The following is an 18,687-nucleotide window of genomic DNA, read 5'->3' on the forward strand; positions in this document are numbered from 1 at the left end:
TGCCCCGCTGGCATAGCGGTGTACCATCATGTCAGGCAATTTTTTCATCATTAACCGGAAACAACACATGACATCACGCGTGATTGCACTGGATTTAGACGGCACCCTGCTCACCTCCAACAAAACTATCCTGCCCGCCTCGCTGGAAGCCCTGGCCCGCGCCAGAGCGGCTGGGTTCCAGGTGATCGTCGTCACTGGCCGACATCACGTCGCTATCCATCCTTTTTATCAGGCACTGGCTCTGGATACACCTGCAATTTGTTGTAATGGCACTTATTTGTATGATTATCAGGCAAAAAAGGTTCTGCAGTCCGATCCGATGCCGGTTGATAAAGCGTTGAGCCTGACCGATATGCTCGCCGCGCACGATATTCACGGTCTGATGTATGTTGACGACGCCATGCTCTATGAACGCCCGACCGGGCACGTTATCCGTACTAGCCGCTGGGCACAGTCGCTGCCCGTCGAGCAGCGTCCGGTGTTCACCCAGGTCGATTCGCTGGCGCAGGCCGCCCGCGACGTCCAGTCGGTGTGGAAGTTTGCCCTCACCGATGAAGATATTCCTAAGCTGCAGCAGTTTGCCCTTGATGTGGGCCAGACGCTGGGACTGGAGTGCGAATGGTCGTGGCACGATCAGGTCGATATTGCCCGCGCGGGCAACAGCAAAGGCAAGCGCCTGACGCAGTGGGTGGAAGCACAGGGCCTGTCCATGCAGGACGTGGTGGCCTTTGGCGATAACTATAATGACCTCAGCATGCTGGAAGCCGCCGGAACCGGCGTGGCGATGGGCAATGCGGTTGAGGAAGTCAAAGCGCGCGCCAACGTGGTCATTGGCGAAAACGAAAGCAACAGTATTGCCGACTTCATCAACCGCAACCTGCTGTAATCAGGCGGCAATCGATACGCTTTTAATCTGCGCATACAGCCATTGACCTGGCGTGATCCCCAGGTCATCTCTGGCCCACGGGCTGATGCGCGCCCACAGCGTGCGGCCGCTGACGTTCAGCTGCACTTCAATCTGTCCGTGTGTTTCAAGACACTGCACCACCTGGGCCGGCAAAACATTGCGAATACTGGTCTGCTGCGGCGGCTCAAGCACCAGCGATACGTCGGAGGCCTGGATGCGAATTCGCGTCGCCTCGCCGACTGGCCGGTCGAGATAGTTCACCCAGATCTGCTGCTCGCCCAGCGCCAGCGCGGTCATGGCATAACGGGGATGCTGTGCGGCGACCGACACGTTGAGTATTGTGCTCTGCTGATCCGGCGGCAGCCACGGATGCATCACGCTGCTGCTCCATACCTCCTCCAGGCAGCCAAAGGCTTTGACGCTCCCCTCCTCCAGCACCAGCACCTTATCCGCCAGATGTTGAATCTCATCAAGCGAGTGGCTGACGTAGAGCATCGGAATATGTATTTCGCGCGCCAGCCGCTGCAGGTACGGCAGAAGCTCACGTTTACGAGGAATATCCAGCGAGGCCAGCGGTTCATCAAGCAGCAAAAGTTCAGGCGCGGTGAGCAGCGCTCTGCCAATCGCCACACGCTGCTTTTCTCCACCGGACAGGCCGCCCGGCAGGCGATCCAGCAGCGGTTCAATACCGAGCAACGCCACCAGCTTATCAAACTGCCCCGCCATACTTTTCGCCATGCCGTACTTCAGATTGCCGCGTACCTTATAGTGCGGAAACAGGCGCGCGTCCTGAAATACATAGCCCACCCGCCGCTTTTCCGGGGCCAGGCAGATGCGTTTTTCCGTGTCATTTAAGACCCTGCCGTTGAGCACAATGCGCCCTTTCTGCGGCCGGGTCAGGCCGCTGATCGCATTAATCAGGGAGGTTTTTCCCGCGCCGGAGACGCCAAAAACGGCGGTGATGCCGCTGGCAGGCAGCGTTTCATTGATACTCAGGCAGTGGTTGCCCAGCGTCTGGGTAAAATGGAGTTCAAGCATTGTTATTTCCCTGTCCGCACGCGGCTAAGGCGCGCCAGCCATTCAGAAATCAGCAGCGAAACCAGCGCCAGCACGATGGAAATCAAACATAAGCGCGCGGCAGCCCCTTCGCCGCCAGGGGTTTGAATCAGGGTATACATCGCCGAAGGAATAGTGCGCGTCTCCCCCGGGATATTGGAGACAAAGGTAATGGTGGCGCCAAACTCCCCTAGTGAACGGGCGAAGGCCAGAACGGTACCGACGATAATGCCCGGCAGCGTCAGCGGCAGCGTTATCGTAAAAAACACCCGCCAACGGCCAGCCCCCAGGGTTCGCGCCGCCTGTTCCAGCTTCACGTCCACCCCTTCCAGCGCCAGACGAATGGCCCGCACCATCAGCGGAAAGGACATGACCGCCGCCGCCAGCACCGCCCCGCGCCAACTGAAGGCAAAGGTCAAACCGAACCAGTCATATAGCCAGCTGCCGATAAAACCACGCCGCCCCATGGCAATCAACAGCAGGTACCCCACCACCACCGGCGGCAGTACCAGCGGCAGGTGAATAATACTGTCGAGCAGCGCCTTTCCGGGGAAATTGCGCCGCACCAGCAGCCATGAGATAAAAATCCCAAAAGGTAAGCTTAACACCACCGCCAGGGATGAGACTTTCAGGCTCAGCAGTACCGCCTGCCATTCGGGATCGCTTAAAATCATTAGCGGGTGGTAAATCCGTATTGTTTGAAGATGGCGGCCGCCTGCGGTCCTTTCAGGTAGTCGTAAAATCCGGTGACGGTGGCATTTTTATGCCCGTCGACGATAGCCAGCGGGTATTCAACTTTCTTGTGCGAATCTTCCGGGAACGTCCCGACCACCTTCACACCTTTGCTCGCCACCGCGTCGGAACCGTAGACGATACCCAGCGGGGCTTCGTTACGTTCGACCAGCGCCAGCGCTCCGCGCACGTCTTCAGCCGGCGCCAGTTTCGGCGCCAGCGTCTCCCAGGCCCCCAGTTTTTGCAGCGCTTCTTTCGCGTAGATCCCTGCCGGTACGTGCTCCGGGTCGCCAACGGCCAGGCGGCCGCCTTTCAGCAGGCTGGTCCAGTCGGTTTTGTTGTTAATCGCAATGTCGCCCTGCGCGCTGGCTTTAGGCGCGACAACGACCAGGCTGTTGCCAAGCAGCGTTGCGCGCGAGGCGGTATCAATCGCTTTTTTCTCGACCGCGTAATCCATCCATTTCTGGTCGGCAGAGATAAACAGGTCCGCAGGCGCGCCCGCTTCGATTTGCCGTGCCAGCGTTGATGAAGAGGCAAACGAGGAGACCACATCGACGTTTTTCTCTTTCTTATAGGCCTTCGCAATATCCTGCATCGCATTCGTTAACGACGCCGCGGCAAACACCGTAATCTTCCCTTCTTCTGCCAGCGCGTGACCCGCGACGGAAAGTGTTAGCGTCGCTCCGGCAAACAAGCGTAACCATTGACGTGCCATCTGAAACTCCTGTAGTTGCGTTATGTAGATGACAATATAACGATAAGGTCAGGGTTTTCCCAGCGCGAATTGGTGGTAGGTAGAGGAGGATCAAAAGAGAGAGGAAAAGAGGATGGAAAAGTGAAAAAGAAAGAGGAAATGAAAACGCCCGGAAAGCCGGGCGTTGAGAAATCAGTTGTTCTGCTGGCCGCGATCTTTGTGACCTACGCCGGAGAAGATGTTAAACACTTCGCCCAGACCGTAAATCAGACCGAGGATGATGGCCATCACCACCGGGACCATGACAACGGCAAAAACCAGACTTTTCAATAGCTCTAACATGGTTGGCTCCAGAAAGTACGAATGCTTTATTGTAACCGCTTCAGCTGGAAAAACACGCCCCATTTGTGCGGTGGCTGGCCGATAACGGCGACAGATGCATCTTGCAAGATGACCGCTATCGGTCACAATACTCTTTTTTGCCAGGATATCATTATGCAGGCTGAAATTCTTCTGACCCTCAAGCTACAGCAGCGCCTGTTCGCCGATCCTCGTCGTATTGCCCTGTTAAAACAGATCGATTCCACCGGTTCGATTAGCCAGGGGGCAAAAAACGCGGGTATTAGCTATAAAAGCGCATGGGACGCCATCAATGAGATGAACCAGCTCAGCGAACAGACGCTGGTGGACAGGGCTACCGGCGGTAAAGGCGGCGGCGGCGCCGTACTGACCCGCTACGGTCAGCGGCTGATCCAGCTGTACGATCTGCTGGCGCAAATTCAGCAAAAAGCCTTCGATGTGCTGAGCGACGACGATGCCCTGCCTCTCGACAGCCTGCTGGCCGCTATTTCGCGTTTCTCGCTGCAGACCAGCGCACGTAACCAGTGGTTTGGCACCATCACCGGTCGCGACCACCAGCAGGTACAGCAGCATGTCGAGGTGTTGCTTGCCGATCGCCAGACCCGCTTAAAAGTCGCTATCACCGCGCAGAGCGCAGAGCGCCTTGGCCTGGATGAGGGCCAGGAAGTGCTGGTACTACTGAAGGCCCCCTGGGTGGGGATGACTCAGGATCCGGCGGTTGCCAAAGAGGCCGATAACCAACTCGCCGGGCGAATCAGCCATATCGAATACGGCCCGGAGCAGTGTGAAGTGCTGATGGCGCTGCCTGACGGCCAGAGTTTGTGCGCGACCCTCCCGCTGGAACAGACCCGAAAACTGGCAGAAGGTGCTGAGGCGATAGCATATTTTAATGCTGATCGAATCATTCTCGCCACGTTATGCTGACGGCATTGACATTGCGCGCGTGACGTCGTATCCCTGTGGCAAATCGCTGCAAAAAGTGGGATACACAATGTCATCATTGCAAATTTCGCAAGGCATGTTTCGCCTGAGCGACACAAAAACGTTAAAAATCGAGCACCTCACCGTTGGCGCTGGCGAAAGCTGGGCCTTCGTCGGCAGCAACGGCAGCGGGAAGTCGGCGCTGGCTCGCGCGCTGTCCGGTGAGCTTACCCTGCTGTCCGGCCAGTATGAAAATCGCTTTTCCCGGGTAACCCGCCTCTCCTTCGAACAGCTGCAGAAGCTGGTCAGCGATGAATGGCAACGAAACAATACGGACCTACTTAGCCCAGGCGAAGAGGACACCGGCCGCACGACGGAAGAGATTATCCAGGAAGAGTCCAAAGATGCCGCTCGCTGTGCGCGCCTGGCAGAATTGTTCGGTATTACTTCTCTGCTCCAGCGCCGCTTTAAATATCTCTCTACCGGAGAAACGCGTAAAACGCTGCTCTGTCAGGCGCTGATGACGCAGCCGGATCTGTTGATTCTTGACGAGCCTTTTGATGGCCTGGACGTCGCTTCCCGTCAGCAGCTTGCCGGGCTGCTGGAGAGACTGCACCTCGAAGGGCTCACGCTGGTACTGGTACTCAACCGCTTCGACGAAATCCCGTCGTTTGTCCAGTTTGCCGGCGTGCTGGCCGACTGTACTCTGAGCGAAACCGGAGAAAAGCAGGCGCTGCTGCAACAGGCGCTGATTGCTCAACTGGCGCACAGCGAAAAACTGGCTGGCATGAGCTTACCGGAACCGGATGCCCCCGCCGCCCGCCATGCTCTCGACGCCGGGGCCCCGCGCATCATCCTGCGTGAGGGCGTGGTGTCATACAACGACCGGCCGATCATCGAGCACCTGAGCTGGACCGTTAACCCCGGTGAACACTGGCAGATAGTCGGTCCCAACGGCGCCGGAAAATCGACCCTGCTTAGCCTGGTCACCGGCGATCATCCGCAGGGTTATAGTAACGATCTTACCCTGTTTGGCCGCCGTCGCGGCAGCGGTGAAACCATCTGGGATATCAAAAAGCATATTGGCTACGTCAGCAGTAGCCTGCACCTTGAATACCGCGTCAGCACCACGGTACGCAACGTGATTCTGTCGGGCTATTTCGACTCTATCGGCATTTATCAGGCCGTTTCTGATAAGCAACGCCATCTGGTGCAGAACTGGCTGGATATTCTGGGAATCGACAAGCGTACCGCCGATGCGCCGTTCCACAGTCTCTCCTGGGGACAACAACGGCTGGCGCTGATCGTTCGGGCGCTGGTGAAGCATCCGACGCTGCTGATTCTTGACGAGCCCCTGCAGGGACTGGATCCGCTTAACCGTCAGCTGGTGCGGCGCTTCGTGGATGTTTTGATTAGCGAAGGCGCCACTCAGCTGCTGTTTGTCTCCCATCACGCCGAAGATGCGCCGGACTGCATTACCCATCGTCTGGAGTTTGTGCGCAGTGGAGACGGTTACACTTATCAGGTCGGTCCACTCACGGACTGAGCCAAAACAGGGGGCCACGCCCCCCTGTTTTTTTTCAGAGAAATAACCAGAAAGACCATCAACAATCTGTTTTTAAACATAAAAATGGAAAAATATCGCATTATGTCTTTTAGTGTAAGCGATTCCACCAATTTGGCCTGTGTCACACTTTACACTTCTTTGATATGCTATCTTCATCACACACGATAAGCCTATTGGAGCGAATCATGAAAGTACTGGTTACAGGTGGTAGCGGTTACATTGGAAGTCATACCTGCGTTCAACTGCTGCTGCAGGGACATGAAGTGATTATTCTCGACAATCTCTGCAACAGTAAGCGCAGCGTATTGCCGGTCATTGAACGTCTCGGCGGGAAAACGGCCACCTTTGTTGAAGGCGATATTCGTAATGAAGCGCTGATGACGGAAATTCTGCACGATCACGCTATTGAGGCGGTGATCCACTTTGCCGGCCTGAAAGCCGTCGGCGAATCCGTCGCCAGGCCGCTGGAATACTACGACAATAACGTCACCGGTACACTTAAATTAGTTTCCGCCATGCGCGCCGCTGGCGTGAAGAACTTTATTTTTAGCTCCTCCGCGACCGTCTACGGCGATCAGCCGAAGATCCCTTATGTCGAAAGCTTCCCGACCGGCACGCCGCAGAGCCCGTATGGCAAAAGCAAGCTGATGGTCGAGCAAATCCTGACTGACCTGCAAAAAGCCCAGCCGGACTGGAGCATTGCGCTGCTGCGTTACTTCAACCCGGTCGGCGCGCATCCATCAGGCGACATGGGCGAAGATCCGCAGGGTATCCCGAACAACCTGATGCCTTATATCGCGCAGGTGGCCGTGGGTCGTCGCGAATCGCTGGCCGTTTTCGGCAATGATTATCCGACCCCTGACGGTACCGGCGTACGCGACTATATCCACGTCATGGACCTCGCCGATGGCCACGTTGCGGCGATGGAAAAACTGGCGGGCCGCGAAGGCGTACACATTTATAACCTCGGCGCAGGCGTCGGCAGCAGCGTCCTCGACGTGATCAATGCCTTCAGTAAAGCCTGCGGCAAACCTGTTAATTACCACTTCGCGCCGCGCCGCGATGGCGACCTCCCGGCCTACTGGGCGGATGCCGAAAAGGCCGACCGCGAGCTGAACTGGCGCGTTACGCGCGACCTTGACGAGATGGCGCAGGACACCTGGCACTGGCAGTCCCGTCATCCGCAGGGTTACCCAGACTAAGGAACCGTCATGACCGTATTTAACCCCGTCGACCATCCGCATCGTCGTTATAACCCGTTAACCGGGCAGTGGATTCTGGTATCACCGCATCGCGCCAAGCGCCCCTGGCAGGGGGCGCAGGAAACGCCGGCAAAATCAACCTTGCCGGCGCACGATGCGGATTGTTTTCTGTGTCCGGGTAACACCCGCGTCACCGGCGACACGAACCCGAATTACACCGGTACCTACGTGTTTACCAATGACTTTGCGGCATTGATGACCGACACCCCCGATGCCCCGAATAGCGACGATCCGCTGATGCGCTGTCAAAGCGCGCGCGGCACCAGCCGGGTCATCTGCTTCTCGCCGGATCACAGCAAAACGCTGCCTGAGCTGAGCGTTGAAGCGCTGGAAGGCGTGGTTAATACGTGGCAGGAACAGACGGCGGAGCTGGGCCAAACGTATCCGTGGGTGCAGGTGTTTGAGAATAAAGGCGCGGCGATGGGCTGCTCCAACCCGCACCCGCACGGCCAGGTCTGGGCCAACAGCTTCCTGCCGAATGAGGCGGAACGCGAAGATCGTTTGCAAAAAGAGTATTTCGCCGCTGAGGGTTCGCCGATGCTGGTGGATTACGTTCAGCGCGAATTAGCCGACGGTAGCCGGACGGTCGTCGAGACTGAACATTGGCTGGCCGTCGTACCTTACTGGGCGGCCTGGCCTTTTGAGACGCTGCTGCTGCCGAAAGCACACATTCAGCGCCTTACCGATTTAACCGCAGCCCAGCGTAGCGACCTTGCGCTGGCGCTGAAAAAGCTGACCAGCCGTTACGACAACCTGTTCCAGTGCTCATTCCCTTATTCCATGGGCTGGCACGGGGCACCGTTTAATAACCACGAGAATAATCACTGGCAGCTACACGCTCACTTTTATCCGCCGCTGCTGCGCTCGGCGACGGTGCGTAAATTTATGGTCGGCTACGAAATGCTGGCTGAAACTCAGCGCGATTTGACGGCCGAACAAGCCGCCGAACGCCTGCGGGCAGTGAGCGACGTCCATTTTCGCGAATCCGGAGAATAACAATGAGTCTGAAAGAGAAAACCCAAACCCTGTTTGCTGAAAAGTTCGGCTACCCTGCCACCCACGTTATTCAGGCACCGGGCCGCGTCAATCTGATCGGCGAACACACCGACTATAACGACGGCTTCGTGCTGCCCTGCGCAATTGATTATCAAACGGTGATCAGCTGCGCGCCGCGCACGGACCGTATTGTCCGGGTGATTGCCGCCGATTATGACAATCAGAGCGACGAGTTCTCCCTTGATAAGCCGATTGTCAGCCACGAGACCCAGCAGTGGTCAAACTACGTTCGCGGCGTGGTGAAACACCTGCAGAAGCGCAATAACCATTTTGGCGGCGCCGATCTGGTGATCAGCGGTAACGTACCGCAGGGGGCGGGTTTAAGCTCTTCCGCTTCGCTGGAAGTGGCCGTCGGAACCGTGTTCCAGCAGCTGTACCATCTGCCGCTGGACGGGGCGCAAATTGCCCTTAATGGCCAGGAAGCGGAGAACCAGTTCGTCGGCTGTAACTGCGGAATCATGGACCAGCTTATCTCAGCGCTGGGTAAGAAAGATCACGCGCTGCTGCTTGACTGCCGCACATTAGGAACCAAGGCCGTCTCCATGCCAAAAGGCGTCGCGGTGGTGATCATCAACAGTAATTTTAAACGTACTCTGGTCGGCAGCGAATACAACACCCGTCGCGAACAGTGCGAGACCGGCGCACGTTTCTTCCAGCAGCCTGCGCTGCGCGATGTCAAAATCGCCGAGTTCAATGCCGTTGCCCATGAGCTGGATCCGGTGGTTGCGAAACGCGTCCGCCATGTCCTGACCGAAAATGCGCGTACCCTCGAAGCCGCCACCGCGCTGGAAAAAGGCGACCTGAAGCGTATGGGTGAACTGATGGCGGAATCCCATGCCTCGATGCGCGATGATTTTGAAATTACCGTTCCGCAAATTGACACGCTGGTGGAGATCGTCAAAGCCACCATCGGCGATAAAGGCGGCGTACGCATGACCGGCGGCGGATTTGGCGGCTGCGTCGTGGCGCTGGTGCCGGAAGAGTGCGTAGATCCCGTTAAGCAAGCCGTCGCGCAGCAGTATGAAGCGAAAACCGGCATTAAAGAGACCTTCTACGTTTGCAAACCGTCACAGGGGGCCGGCCAGTGCTAAACCAAACGACAGACCTGGCGCCGGACGGCCAGCCGTGGAACCTGATCACCCTGCGGAATAATGCCGGGATGGTGGTTACACTGATGGACTGGGGCGCGACGTTATTATCTGCTCAGGTCCCGCTGGCTAACGGCGAAGTACGCGAAGCGCTGCTCGGTTGCGCGGCGCCGGAAAACTATACCCGTCAGGCGGCCTATCTCGGCGCCTCCGTAGGCCGCTATGCCAACCGTATCGCCAACAGCCGGTTTACTCTGGATGGCCAGACGGTCCAACTGACCCCTTCTAACGAAGCCGGTCATCAGCTGCACGGCGGGCCAGACGGTTTCGACAAACGTCGCTGGCAGATAGTTAGCGCCGACGAACATCAGGCGCTGTTTGCCCTCGCTTCCGATGACGGCGACCAGGGGTTTCCCGGCAACCTGAAAGCCACGGCGCACTACCGTCTTACTGAAGATAACCGCATCGCTATCGAGTATCGTGCGACGGTTGACAGGCCCTGTCCGGTCAACCTGACCAACCACGTCTACTTCAACCTGGACGGTGGGCAGACGGACGTCCGCAACCACCAGCTGCAAATTTTCGCCGACAGCTACCTGCCGGTGGAGAGCGACGGTATTCCGGGCGGCGAATTACAGGACGTCACCCGGACCAGCTTCGATTTCCGCACGCCGAAAACCGTAGCGGTCGATTTTCTTCGCGATGCCGATCAGCAGAAAGTAAAAGGGTATGATCATGCTTTCCTGCTACAGGCAAAAGGCGATGCCCGCAAGGCGGCGGCCCATGTCTGGTCTCAGGATGGTCAACTGCAGATGGCGGTGTATACCTCCGCCCCTGCCCTGCAGTTTTATTCTGGTAACTACCTGGGCGGTACACCGTCGCGTACGGAACAGCCGTACGCCGACTGGCAGGGTCTGGCGCTGGAGAGTGAATTTCTGCCGGACTCACCAAATCACCCGGAATGGCCCCAGCCCGACTGCATATTGCGCCCGGGCGAGGAGTACGTCAGTCTGACGGAATATCAGTTTATTGCCCGATAAGCCCCCGGCCCTCCTGACGGAGGGCTTTTTTTCGTCATTTTGCTGCAAATTACGCCACTTACAGACAAAAATATAACCGCCGATTTACAAGCATCTTACACTGAGCCACTATTTTCGCTATGGTTAGGGATAAGCGTTGCCGTGACTCAAATTGCGGCAATATAATGAGAATTGTTATCATTCAAACAAAGCTTGAGGAGTAAGTGTATGGCTGTAACTAAGCTGGTACTGGTCCGTCATGGCGAAAGCCAATGGAACAATGAAAACCGTTTCACCGGTTGGTACGACGTCGATCTGTCCGAGAAAGGCGTAGGTGAAGCAAAAGCGGCAGGCAAACTGCTGAAAGACGAAGGCTTCAGCTTCGATTTTGCTTATACCTCTGTGCTGAAACGTGCCATCCATACTCTGTGGAACGTCCTGGATGAACTGGACCAGGCCTGGCTGCCGGTTGAGAAATCCTGGAAACTGAACGAGCGTCACTACGGGGCATTGCAGGGTCTGAACAAAGCTGAAACCGCTGAGAAGTACGGCGATGAGCAGGTTAAACAGTGGCGCCGTGGCTTTGCCATTACTCCGCCGGAGCTGACCAAAGACGACGAGCGCTACCCGGGCCACGATCCGCGTTATGCAAAACTGACCGATAAAGAGCTGCCGGTTACCGAAAGCCTGGCGCTGACCATCGAGCGCGTTGTGCCTTACTGGAACGAAACCATTCTGCCGCGTCTGAAAAGCGGTGAGCGCGTGATTATTGCCGCTCACGGTAACTCCCTGCGTGCACTGGTGAAGTACCTGGACAATATGGGCGAAGACGAAATCCTTGAACTGAACATCCCGACCGGCGTACCGCTGGTTTATGAGTTCGACGAAAACTTCAAACCGATCAAACACTACTATCTGGGCAATGCGGATGAAATCGCCGCAAAAGCCGCCGCGGTAGCAAACCAGGGTAAAGCGAAATAATTTTCGCCAGCCATAAAAAAAGCGTGGATTCGTCCACGCTTTTTTATTGGCTCTGAATCCCGGCGTCGCGACGCTCTGCCGGGCCAGGCTGCGGATTAACCGCGACGGGCTTTTACCGCATCCGCCAGCTGGCGCAGGATGGTATCGGTATCTTCCCAGCCGATACAGGCATCGGTGATGCTTTTGCCATAGGCCAGCGGCACGCCGCTCTCCAGACTCTGGCTACCCTCCACCAGATGGCTTTCAATCATCACGCCCATAATCGCCTGCTCGCCGCTGGCAATCTGCCGGCAAACATCGGCACCCACTTCCATCTGTTTTTTAAACTGCTTGCTGGAATTTGCGTGGCTGAAATCAATCATGATCTGCGCCGGCAGGCCCGCTTTCGCCAGCCCAACCTTCACTTCAGCAACGTGCTTCGCACTGTAGTTCGGCTCTTTGCCACCGCGCAAAATGATATGACAGTCGCTGTTGCCGCTGGTATTCACAATCGCCGAATGGCCCCATTTGGTCACTGACAGGAAGCAGTGCGGTGCGCCAGCGGCGTTGATCGCGTCAATAGCCACTTTTATTGTCCCGTCGGTCCCGTTTTTAAAACCTACCGGACAAGAAAGGCCAGATGAAAGCTCGCGATGCACCTGGGATTCGGTGGTGCGCGCGCCGATGGCGCCCCAGCTCATCAGGTCAGCAACGTACTGCGGGGTGATCATATCAAGGAATTCACCCGCCGCAGGCAGCCCGCTGTCGTTAATCTCCAGCAGCAGCTTACGCGCAATGCGCAGGCCGTCGTTGATGCGGAAGCTGTTATCCATATGCGGGTCATTGATTAACCCCTTCCAGCCAACGGTGGTACGCGGTTTTTCAAAGTAAACGCGCATCACCACTTCCAGCTCGCCCTTCAGCTCTTCACGAAGCGTCAGCAGGCGCTCAGCATACTCTTTCGCTGCGGCAGGATCGTGGATAGAACATGGGCCAATCACCACCAGCAGACGATCGTCGTTGCCTTTAAGGATCTGATGGATCGCTTTACGAGCGTGCGCCACGGTGTTAGCAGCATTTTCGGTCGCGGGGAACTTTTCCAGGAGTGCAACGGGAGGTAATAATTCGTTGATCTCTTTAATACGTAAATCGTCGTTCTGATAATTCATTTTCTTTCCAGCGTTGCCATACTTAATCAATTGTGTGCAATGCTTTCAATCTAACTCGCCGCCAGAAAAGTGTAAACAGACTTTTACAGTCGCAAGGGTAATTCACTGATTAAATAGATAAAAACAATACAAACCATAAGAACAGTAAAAAATAAAGCCCCAATAATAGTCATAAAACCTACAAATCAATCATATATAAATATTATGTATCACCATAAAAGGGAAATAGCTCGACATTACTCCACCTCCCCCGCGTTTTCACCCTATTGTTGCCTCATTTGCGGCTTGTTGAAGATAAATGCCGCGGCACCTTGCCCTATCGACATTGGCTAATGGAACAGACGCCCGATTGTGGTTAATCTGTAATAAGGTCAGAGACTAATTGATAAAATAATGACAGGATTCTGTAATGGCCCATGCTCACACTCCGTCAGAAACCACCGATCGCGGTAACGAAAAGCGCCTGTTGCAGGCTTTTATCGTCACCGCCGGCTTTATGCTTGTTGAAGCCATCGGCGGCGTCGTTTCAGGCTCGCTGGCCCTGCTGGCTGATGCCGGTCACATGCTCACCGATTCAGCCGCTCTGTTATTCGCTCTACTCGCGGTCCGCTTCGCCAGCCGTCCTCCCAACACCCGCCACACGTTCGGCTGGCTGCGCCTGACCACCCTGGCGGCCTTCGTCAACGCCATTGCGCTGGTTGTCATCACGATTCTGATTGTCTGGGAAGCGATTCAACGCTTTAACCATCCTCAGCCCGTTGCCGGTACCACAATGATGGTGATTGCCGTTGCCGGGCTACTGGCGAACATACTGGCATTCTGGATCCTGCACCGCGGCAGTGAAGCAAGCAATCTTAACGTCCGCGCGGCCGCCTTACACGTTCTGGGCGACCTGCTGGGTTCGGTCGGGGCGATCATTGCCGCTATCGTGATTCTCACCACCGGCTGGACGCCAATTGACCCGATTTTGTCGGTGCTGGTTTCATGTCTGGTACTGCGTAGCGCCTGGCGGCTGTTGCAGGAAAGTTTGAACGAACTGTTGGAAGGAGCGCCGCGGTCGTTAGATGTCGAGGGGCTAAAGCGCGATTTACGCCGTTCGGTGGCGGAAGTCCGCGACGTGCATCACGTCCACGTCTGGCTGGTTGGCGAAAAAACGGTCATGACGCTGCATGTTCAGGTTGTCCCGCCGCACGATCACGATGCCTTGCTGAATCGCATCCAGGCCTTTTTACAGCATAAATATAATATCGGGCATGTGACCGTGCAGATGGAGTACCAGCCCTGTAACGGCCCGGAATGCCGTCTCAACATGACGCACGCCGGGCACGACCATCATCACCACCATTAGCGAGAAAACGCGTGAGAACCTCGCTCACGCGCGCTGTTGATCCACATCCGACTGCCGTTAAGAGCAATAAAGGTCAAAAGCAGATATTCCAGCGACATCGCATAGACTCCCTGAAGGGCAAAAATCACCACGCTGATGACGTTGATGATCACCCAAAGCAGCCAGTTTTCGACATATTTGCGGGTCATCAGAATCATGGCGGCGATCGACAGCACCATCATGCAGGAGTCCCAGAACGGGAAGGCATCCGGCTGCAGTTCCGGCATCGTCACCCGCAGTCCCAGGCTCTGCATCAGCGTGACCGCGATCCGCGTCAGGAAGGCGAAGACCGGATTAATGAAGACCGTCATCAGCGCAATTGCCACAATACAAGCCGTCAGCCAGCCCAGCGCCTTCGGCAATGGCAACCACCGAATACGCAGTTCGGCTTCATGGCTGCTGGTTTGCCGGGACCAGGCGTACCAGCCATAAACGTTGGCGGCAAAGAAAAAGACCTGCAGCAGCAGGCTGGCATAGAGCTGAATCTGAAAGAAAATAATGGCAAACAAGGTGACGTTGACCAGCCCAAACGCATAGTTGCTGATCTTTTCCAGACTCGCCAGCCAGATACACAGCAGCCCGGCAAGCGTGCCGACCGCCTCGATCCATGATAAGTCGTATCCGCCGGCACCGATGGGTATATGCACCAGGATATTCTGCGTACTAAAAAAATCCATATTTTCCCCGCACTGTATTGATTGCGTAATTAACCACTATCCCCGAAGTGTAGCCGCAAAATCCAGCATTCTGTTCAGCGGGACTAATGCGCCGGTACGCAGCTGCGCATCGACCTTAATTTCGTGTTCGGGTCCACCGTTTTCCAGTCCCTCTGCAATCGCTTGCAGGCCGTTCATCGCCATCCACGGGCAGTGGGCACAGCTACGACAGGTTGCCCCCTCTCCCGCCGTCGGTGCTTCCAGCAGCTCTTTTTCCGGTACCGCCTGCTGCATTTTGTAGAAGATCCCGCGATCGGTGGCGACAATGAGCTGACGCGCCGGGAGCGTTTTAGCCGCAGCAATCAGCTGGCTGGTAGACCCTACCGCATCCGCCATATCTACAATGGACTGCGGTGATTCAGGATGCACCAGAATGGCGGCATCGGGATAGAGGGCTTTCATCCGCGTTAACGCCTGGGTTTTAAACTCATCGTGGACAATACAGGCGCCCTGCCAGCACAAAACATCTGCGCCGGTTTGCCGCTGTACGTACCGGCCTAAGTGACGGTCGGGTGCCCAGAGAATTTTTTCCCCGAGGCTGTCGAGATGCTCAATAAGCTCAACGGCAATACTGGAGGTCACAACCCAATCGGCGCGCGCTTTGACCGCCGCTGAGGTGTTGGCATAAACGACGACGGTACGATCCGGGTGGGCATCGCAAAACGCATTAAACTCCTCAATCGGGCAGCCCAGATCCAGAGAGCACTCGGCATTCAGCGTTGGCATCAGGATGGTCTTCTCCGGACTGAGAATTTTTGCCGTTTCACCCATGAAGCGTACTCCGGCCACCAGTAACGTCGAAGCGGAATGGCGGGCGCCGAAACGAGCCATTTCCAGAGAATCAGCGATACAGCCGCCGGTCTCTTCGGCCAGTTGCTGAATTTCAGGGTCGGTATAGTAATGAGCCACCATCACCGCATCGCGCTCGCGCAGCAGACGTTTAATCTTTTCACGGTAAAAGTGCTTTTCATCGCGACTTAATGGCAATGGTTTCGGCGGGAAAGGATAAATCGCCGTTTCAGGGTCAAACATTACGCTCATCTTGCAATCTCGTTTTACTGGCTTAACTCAAATACCGTTAATATGCCTTCAGATGGCATAGCGGCGGTCATGATGTTTTATATGCTAAACAAGATAGCGGATTGTACAGAAAATGTCGTGTGGAATTTATTGTCGTCTGAAGGCAAAAAAAGGGGATTAATATTTATGGAGGAAAAACAACAGATAGCAAAAAGGCGCCCTTTTACATTGGTGGGTCGTGCAGGATGACTCGCCTTCGCTCGCCCTGTGGGGCATTGCTACGCAACGTTATCCTCACGTTTAACATTAACTTCAATGGTAAAGTGGTGGGTCGTGCAGGATAACTCGCTTTGCTCGCTCTTCGGGCCGTCGCCGCGAGCGGCTCCGTTGTCTCGCTTTGCTCGACTCGAACCTGCCGCAGGTTTGAATCGTTACATTCTGCGCATAGCAAAAAGGCGCCTTTAGGGCGCCTTTTTACATTGGTGGGTCGTGCAGGATTCGAACCTGCGACCAATTGATTAAAAGTCAACTGCTCTACCAACTGAGCTAACGACCCCTTGCGGGACTTCATACTTTCAATATTCAGAATACCGGATTGTGCAGGATCACTCGCTTTCGCTTGCCCTGTGGGCCGTTGCTACGCAACGTTATCCTTCACGTTTAACATTAACTTTAATGTTAAAGTGGTGGGTCGTGCAGGATTCGAACCTGCGACCAATTGATTAAAAGTCAACTGCTCTACCAACTGAGCTAACGACCCGCTCGGGTACTACCTGAATTTTTTCACTCTTCACCAACGTTAAGCCGGTGGGTCGTGCAGGATGACTCGCTTTCGCTCGCCCTGTGGGCCGTTGCTACGCAACGTTATCCTTCACGTTCAACATCTGAGTTCGATGTTAAATTGGTGGGTCGTGCAGGATTCGAACCTGCGACCAATTGATTAAAAGTCAACTGCTCTACCAACTGAGCTAACGACCCGAGTGGTGGGTGATGACGGGATCGAACCGCCGACCCCCTCCTTGTAAGGGAGGTGCTCTCCCAGCTGAGCTAATCACCCGATACTACGCTGGATACTACATCTGACTAAAGTCAGTGGTGGGTCGTGGAGGATGACTCGCTTTCGCTTGCCCTATGGGCCGTTGCTGACGCAACGCTATCCTTCACGTTTTACTACCGTTCCACCCTGGTAGTTAGTGGTGGGTCGTGCAGGATTCGAACCTGCGACCAATTGATTAAAAGTCAACTGCTCTACCAACTGAGCTAACGACCCACTTTTTTCGTCGCTTCAGGCTTGTTCGATATCCCGTGGCAACGGCGGCATATATTACTGATTTAAGAATTCAGCGCAACAAGTATTTCGATAAAAAACATCTGACTGCTTAGGATTCACGCGACAAGACCAGAAATAATGCGATTTCTGGTCATGCCATAATCACCCAAGGGCATTAAGACGTTTCTGAGCCTGTTTCGCGCCATCGGTGCCAGGAAATTTACTGACCACCTGTTGGTAAACAGCCTTCGCCTTCGCGGTATCACCTTTATCCTGCATAATCACGCCGACCTTAAACATGGCATCTGGCGCTTTCGGGGATTTCGGGTAATTCTTCACCACGGAAGCAAAATAGTAAGCGGCATCATCTTTTTTCCCCTTATTGTAATTCAACTGACCGAGCCAGTAGTTCGCGTTCGGCTGATAGGTTGAATCCGGGTACTTTTTGACGAAATTCTGAAATGCTGCCAGCGCGTCATCCTGGCGGGAGGGATCCTTCACCAGCGCAATAGCCGCATTGTAGTCAGTATTGGCATCTCCGGTCGAGGCAGGAGCGCCAGAAGAGGCCGCTGGCGCCGCGGTAGCCGCCGCACCCTGATCGCCTGCCGAAGGCGATGGCTGTGCACCTGCCGCCGCCCCACCGCTGCTCAGACCGTCGATCTGTAACAGAATTTGCTTCTGGCGTTCAACAACCTGATTGAGCTGATACTGGCTTTCCTGAATCTGGCCGCGCAGGGAATCAATATCATTCTGGTTATCGGAGAGCTGTTGCTGAAGTTGGGTTAAAAGCTGACTGTGAGCGTTAGAAATACGCTCGAGTTGAGTGACGCGGTCTTCGACCGAGCCTGAGCCGACACTACTGATTGGCGCCTGAGCAAAAGCGGCCCAGGGGGCCGCTATGCCAACCAGTAACGACAGACTCAACAGATGATGTCTGAAGTTACTGCTCATGCAATTCTCTTAGTAAACCAGTACGGCGCGACGGTTTTTAGCGTAAGCCGCTTCGTCGTGACCCAGTACTGCAGGTTTTTCTTTACCGTAAGAAACGATGGAGATCTGGTCAGCAGAAACACCTTTGCCCTGCAGATACATCTTAACGGCGTTAGCACGACGCTCACCCAGAGCGATGTTGTATTCCGGAGTACCGCGCTCATCCGCGTGACCTTCAACAGTCACTTTATAGGATGGGTTGCTACGCAGGAAGTTAGCGTGCGCATCCAGCATTGCAGCGAAGTCAGAACGGATATCGTACTTGTCGAGATCGAAGTACACGATGTTGTTCTGCTGCAGCTGCTGCATTTGCAGACGAGCTTGCTCTTCGGAAGACATGTTGCCGCCGTTAGCGTTAGCATCCATACCAGTGCCGGCACCCAGCATGCCTTCACCGCTCTGGTCGTTGCTGGCGTTCTTGTTAGAAGAACACGCCGCGATTGCCATAACCGGCAGAGCGATCATCAGCCCTTTCAGCACTTTGTTCAGTTGCATTTCTTTGATTCCTTTAAT

The 18,687-nt window shown here is 55.3% G+C and carries 18 protein-coding genes, 5 tRNA genes and 1 other RNA gene; 9 read left to right on the top strand and 15 right to left on the bottom strand.

Annotated features, from left to right (window positions below):
• Positions 1–67 precede the first annotated feature (67 nt).
• Positions 68–886, top strand: coding sequence for a pyridoxal phosphatase (locus tag AC007G_RS01265; protein ID WP_032688773.1), 819 nt, complete (start codon positions 68–70; stop codon positions 884–886).
• On the opposite strand, the gene modC is transcribed toward AC007G_RS01265, so the two are convergent.
• From modC to AC007G_RS01285, 4 genes are all read right to left on the bottom strand, one after another.
• Positions 887–1,945, bottom strand: coding sequence for a molybdenum ABC transporter ATP-binding protein ModC (gene modC / locus AC007G_RS01270; RefSeq protein WP_032688774.1), 1,059 nt, complete (start codon positions 1,943–1,945; stop codon positions 887–889). It lies immediately after the preceding gene.
• Positions 1,946–1,947: 2 nt separating this feature from the next.
• Positions 1,948–2,637, bottom strand: coding sequence for a molybdate ABC transporter permease subunit (gene modB / locus AC007G_RS01275; protein WP_032688775.1), 690 nt, complete (start codon positions 2,635–2,637; stop codon positions 1,948–1,950).
• Positions 2,637–3,410 carry a molybdate ABC transporter substrate-binding protein gene (modA, locus tag AC007G_RS01280; protein WP_032688777.1) on the bottom strand — a complete coding sequence of 258 codons (774 nt, stop codon included), beginning with the start codon at positions 3,408–3,410 and terminating at the stop codon, positions 2,637–2,639. The genes modB and modA overlap by 1 nt, the downstream gene beginning before the upstream one ends.
• A gap of 171 nt (positions 3,411–3,581) precedes the next feature.
• A complete protein-coding gene (locus AC007G_RS01285) occupies positions 3,582–3,731 on the bottom strand; it encodes an AcrZ family multidrug efflux pump-associated protein (RefSeq protein ID WP_032688779.1) in 150 nt (49 codons plus the stop codon).
• A 153-nt stretch (positions 3,732–3,884) separates the two neighbouring features.
• On the opposite strand from AC007G_RS01285, the gene modE reads away from it, so the two are divergent.
• From modE to gpmA, 7 genes are all read left to right on the top strand, one after another.
• Positions 3,885–4,673, top strand: coding sequence for a molybdenum-dependent transcriptional regulator (modE, locus tag AC007G_RS01290; protein WP_032697716.1), 789 nt, complete (start codon positions 3,885–3,887; stop codon positions 4,671–4,673).
• A 67-nt stretch (positions 4,674–4,740) separates the two neighbouring features.
• A complete protein-coding gene (gene modF / locus AC007G_RS01295; protein ID WP_142630137.1) occupies positions 4,741–6,216 on the top strand; it encodes a molybdate ABC transporter ATP-binding protein ModF in 1,476 nt (491 codons plus the stop codon).
• A 206-nt stretch (positions 6,217–6,422) separates the two neighbouring features.
• Positions 6,423–7,439 carry a UDP-glucose 4-epimerase GalE gene (gene galE, locus AC007G_RS01300; RefSeq protein ID WP_032688781.1) on the top strand — a complete coding sequence of 339 codons (1,017 nt, stop codon included), beginning with the start codon at positions 6,423–6,425 and terminating at the stop codon, positions 7,437–7,439.
• A 9-nt stretch (positions 7,440–7,448) separates the two neighbouring features.
• Positions 7,449–8,495 (top strand): galactose-1-phosphate uridylyltransferase, encoded by a 1,047-nt coding sequence (gene galT / locus AC007G_RS01305; RefSeq protein WP_032688782.1) that lies wholly within the window; start codon positions 7,449–7,451, stop codon positions 8,493–8,495.
• A 2-nt stretch (positions 8,496–8,497) separates the two neighbouring features.
• On the top strand, positions 8,498–9,646 hold the full coding sequence (gene galK / locus AC007G_RS01310; protein WP_032697718.1) for a galactokinase: 1,149 nt from the start codon (positions 8,498–8,500) through the stop codon (positions 9,644–9,646).
• Positions 9,640–10,683 (top strand): galactose-1-epimerase, encoded by a 1,044-nt coding sequence (galM, locus tag AC007G_RS01315; protein WP_032700549.1) that lies wholly within the window; start codon positions 9,640–9,642, stop codon positions 10,681–10,683. The genes galK and galM overlap by 7 nt, the downstream gene beginning before the upstream one ends.
• A gap of 207 nt (positions 10,684–10,890) precedes the next feature.
• Positions 10,891–11,643, top strand: coding sequence for a 2,3-diphosphoglycerate-dependent phosphoglycerate mutase (gene gpmA / locus AC007G_RS01320; protein WP_004859709.1), 753 nt, complete (start codon positions 10,891–10,893; stop codon positions 11,641–11,643).
• Between the two features lie 95 nt (positions 11,644–11,738).
• Here gpmA and aroG read toward each other — a convergent pair whose 3' ends face one another.
• Positions 11,739–12,791, bottom strand: coding sequence for a 3-deoxy-7-phosphoheptulonate synthase AroG (gene aroG / locus AC007G_RS01325; protein WP_004859708.1), 1,053 nt, complete (start codon positions 12,789–12,791; stop codon positions 11,739–11,741).
• A gap of 409 nt (positions 12,792–13,200) precedes the next feature.
• On the opposite strand from aroG, the gene zitB reads away from it, so the two are divergent.
• On the top strand, positions 13,201–14,139 hold the full coding sequence (gene zitB / locus AC007G_RS01330) for a CDF family zinc transporter ZitB (RefSeq protein WP_032688786.1): 939 nt from the start codon (positions 13,201–13,203) through the stop codon (positions 14,137–14,139).
• On the opposite strand, the gene pnuC is transcribed toward zitB, so the two are convergent.
• From pnuC to pal, 10 genes are all read right to left on the bottom strand, one after another.
• Positions 14,136–14,855: a nicotinamide riboside transporter PnuC gene (pnuC, locus tag AC007G_RS01335; RefSeq protein WP_032688787.1), complete on the bottom strand. Its 720-nt coding sequence runs from the start codon at positions 14,853–14,855 to the stop codon at positions 14,136–14,138. The two genes, zitB and pnuC, sit on opposite strands and share 4 nt — an antisense overlap.
• Positions 14,856–14,891: 36 nt before the next feature.
• Positions 14,892–15,935 carry a quinolinate synthase NadA gene (nadA, locus tag AC007G_RS01340; RefSeq protein ID WP_032688788.1) on the bottom strand — a complete coding sequence of 348 codons (1,044 nt, stop codon included), beginning with the start codon at positions 15,933–15,935 and terminating at the stop codon, positions 14,892–14,894.
• A gap of 303 nt (positions 15,936–16,238) precedes the next feature.
• Positions 16,239–16,372: non-coding RNA, RtT sRNA (locus tag AC007G_RS01345), on the bottom strand.
• 22 nt (positions 16,373–16,394) lie between these two features.
• A tRNA-Lys gene (locus AC007G_RS01350) sits at positions 16,395–16,470 on the bottom strand.
• Positions 16,471–16,598: 128 nt separating this feature from the next.
• A tRNA-Lys gene (locus AC007G_RS01355) sits at positions 16,599–16,674 on the bottom strand.
• A gap of 142 nt (positions 16,675–16,816) precedes the next feature.
• Positions 16,817–16,892, bottom strand: a tRNA-Lys gene (locus tag AC007G_RS01360).
• Positions 16,893–16,895: 3 nt separating this feature from the next.
• A tRNA-Val gene (locus AC007G_RS01365) sits at positions 16,896–16,971 on the bottom strand.
• A gap of 137 nt (positions 16,972–17,108) precedes the next feature.
• Positions 17,109–17,184: transfer RNA gene (locus AC007G_RS01370), tRNA-Lys, on the bottom strand.
• 162 nt (positions 17,185–17,346) lie between these two features.
• On the bottom strand, positions 17,347–18,135 hold the full coding sequence (gene cpoB / locus AC007G_RS01375) for a cell division protein CpoB (RefSeq protein WP_046852910.1): 789 nt from the start codon (positions 18,133–18,135) through the stop codon (positions 17,347–17,349).
• 9 nt (positions 18,136–18,144) lie between these two features.
• Positions 18,145–18,669: a peptidoglycan-associated lipoprotein Pal gene (gene pal, locus AC007G_RS01380; protein ID WP_004859700.1), complete on the bottom strand. Its 525-nt coding sequence runs from the start codon at positions 18,667–18,669 to the stop codon at positions 18,145–18,147.
• Between the last annotated feature and the right edge of the window lie 18 nt (positions 18,670–18,687).

Source organism: Klebsiella sp. CSG-1, from assembly GCF_056521145.1.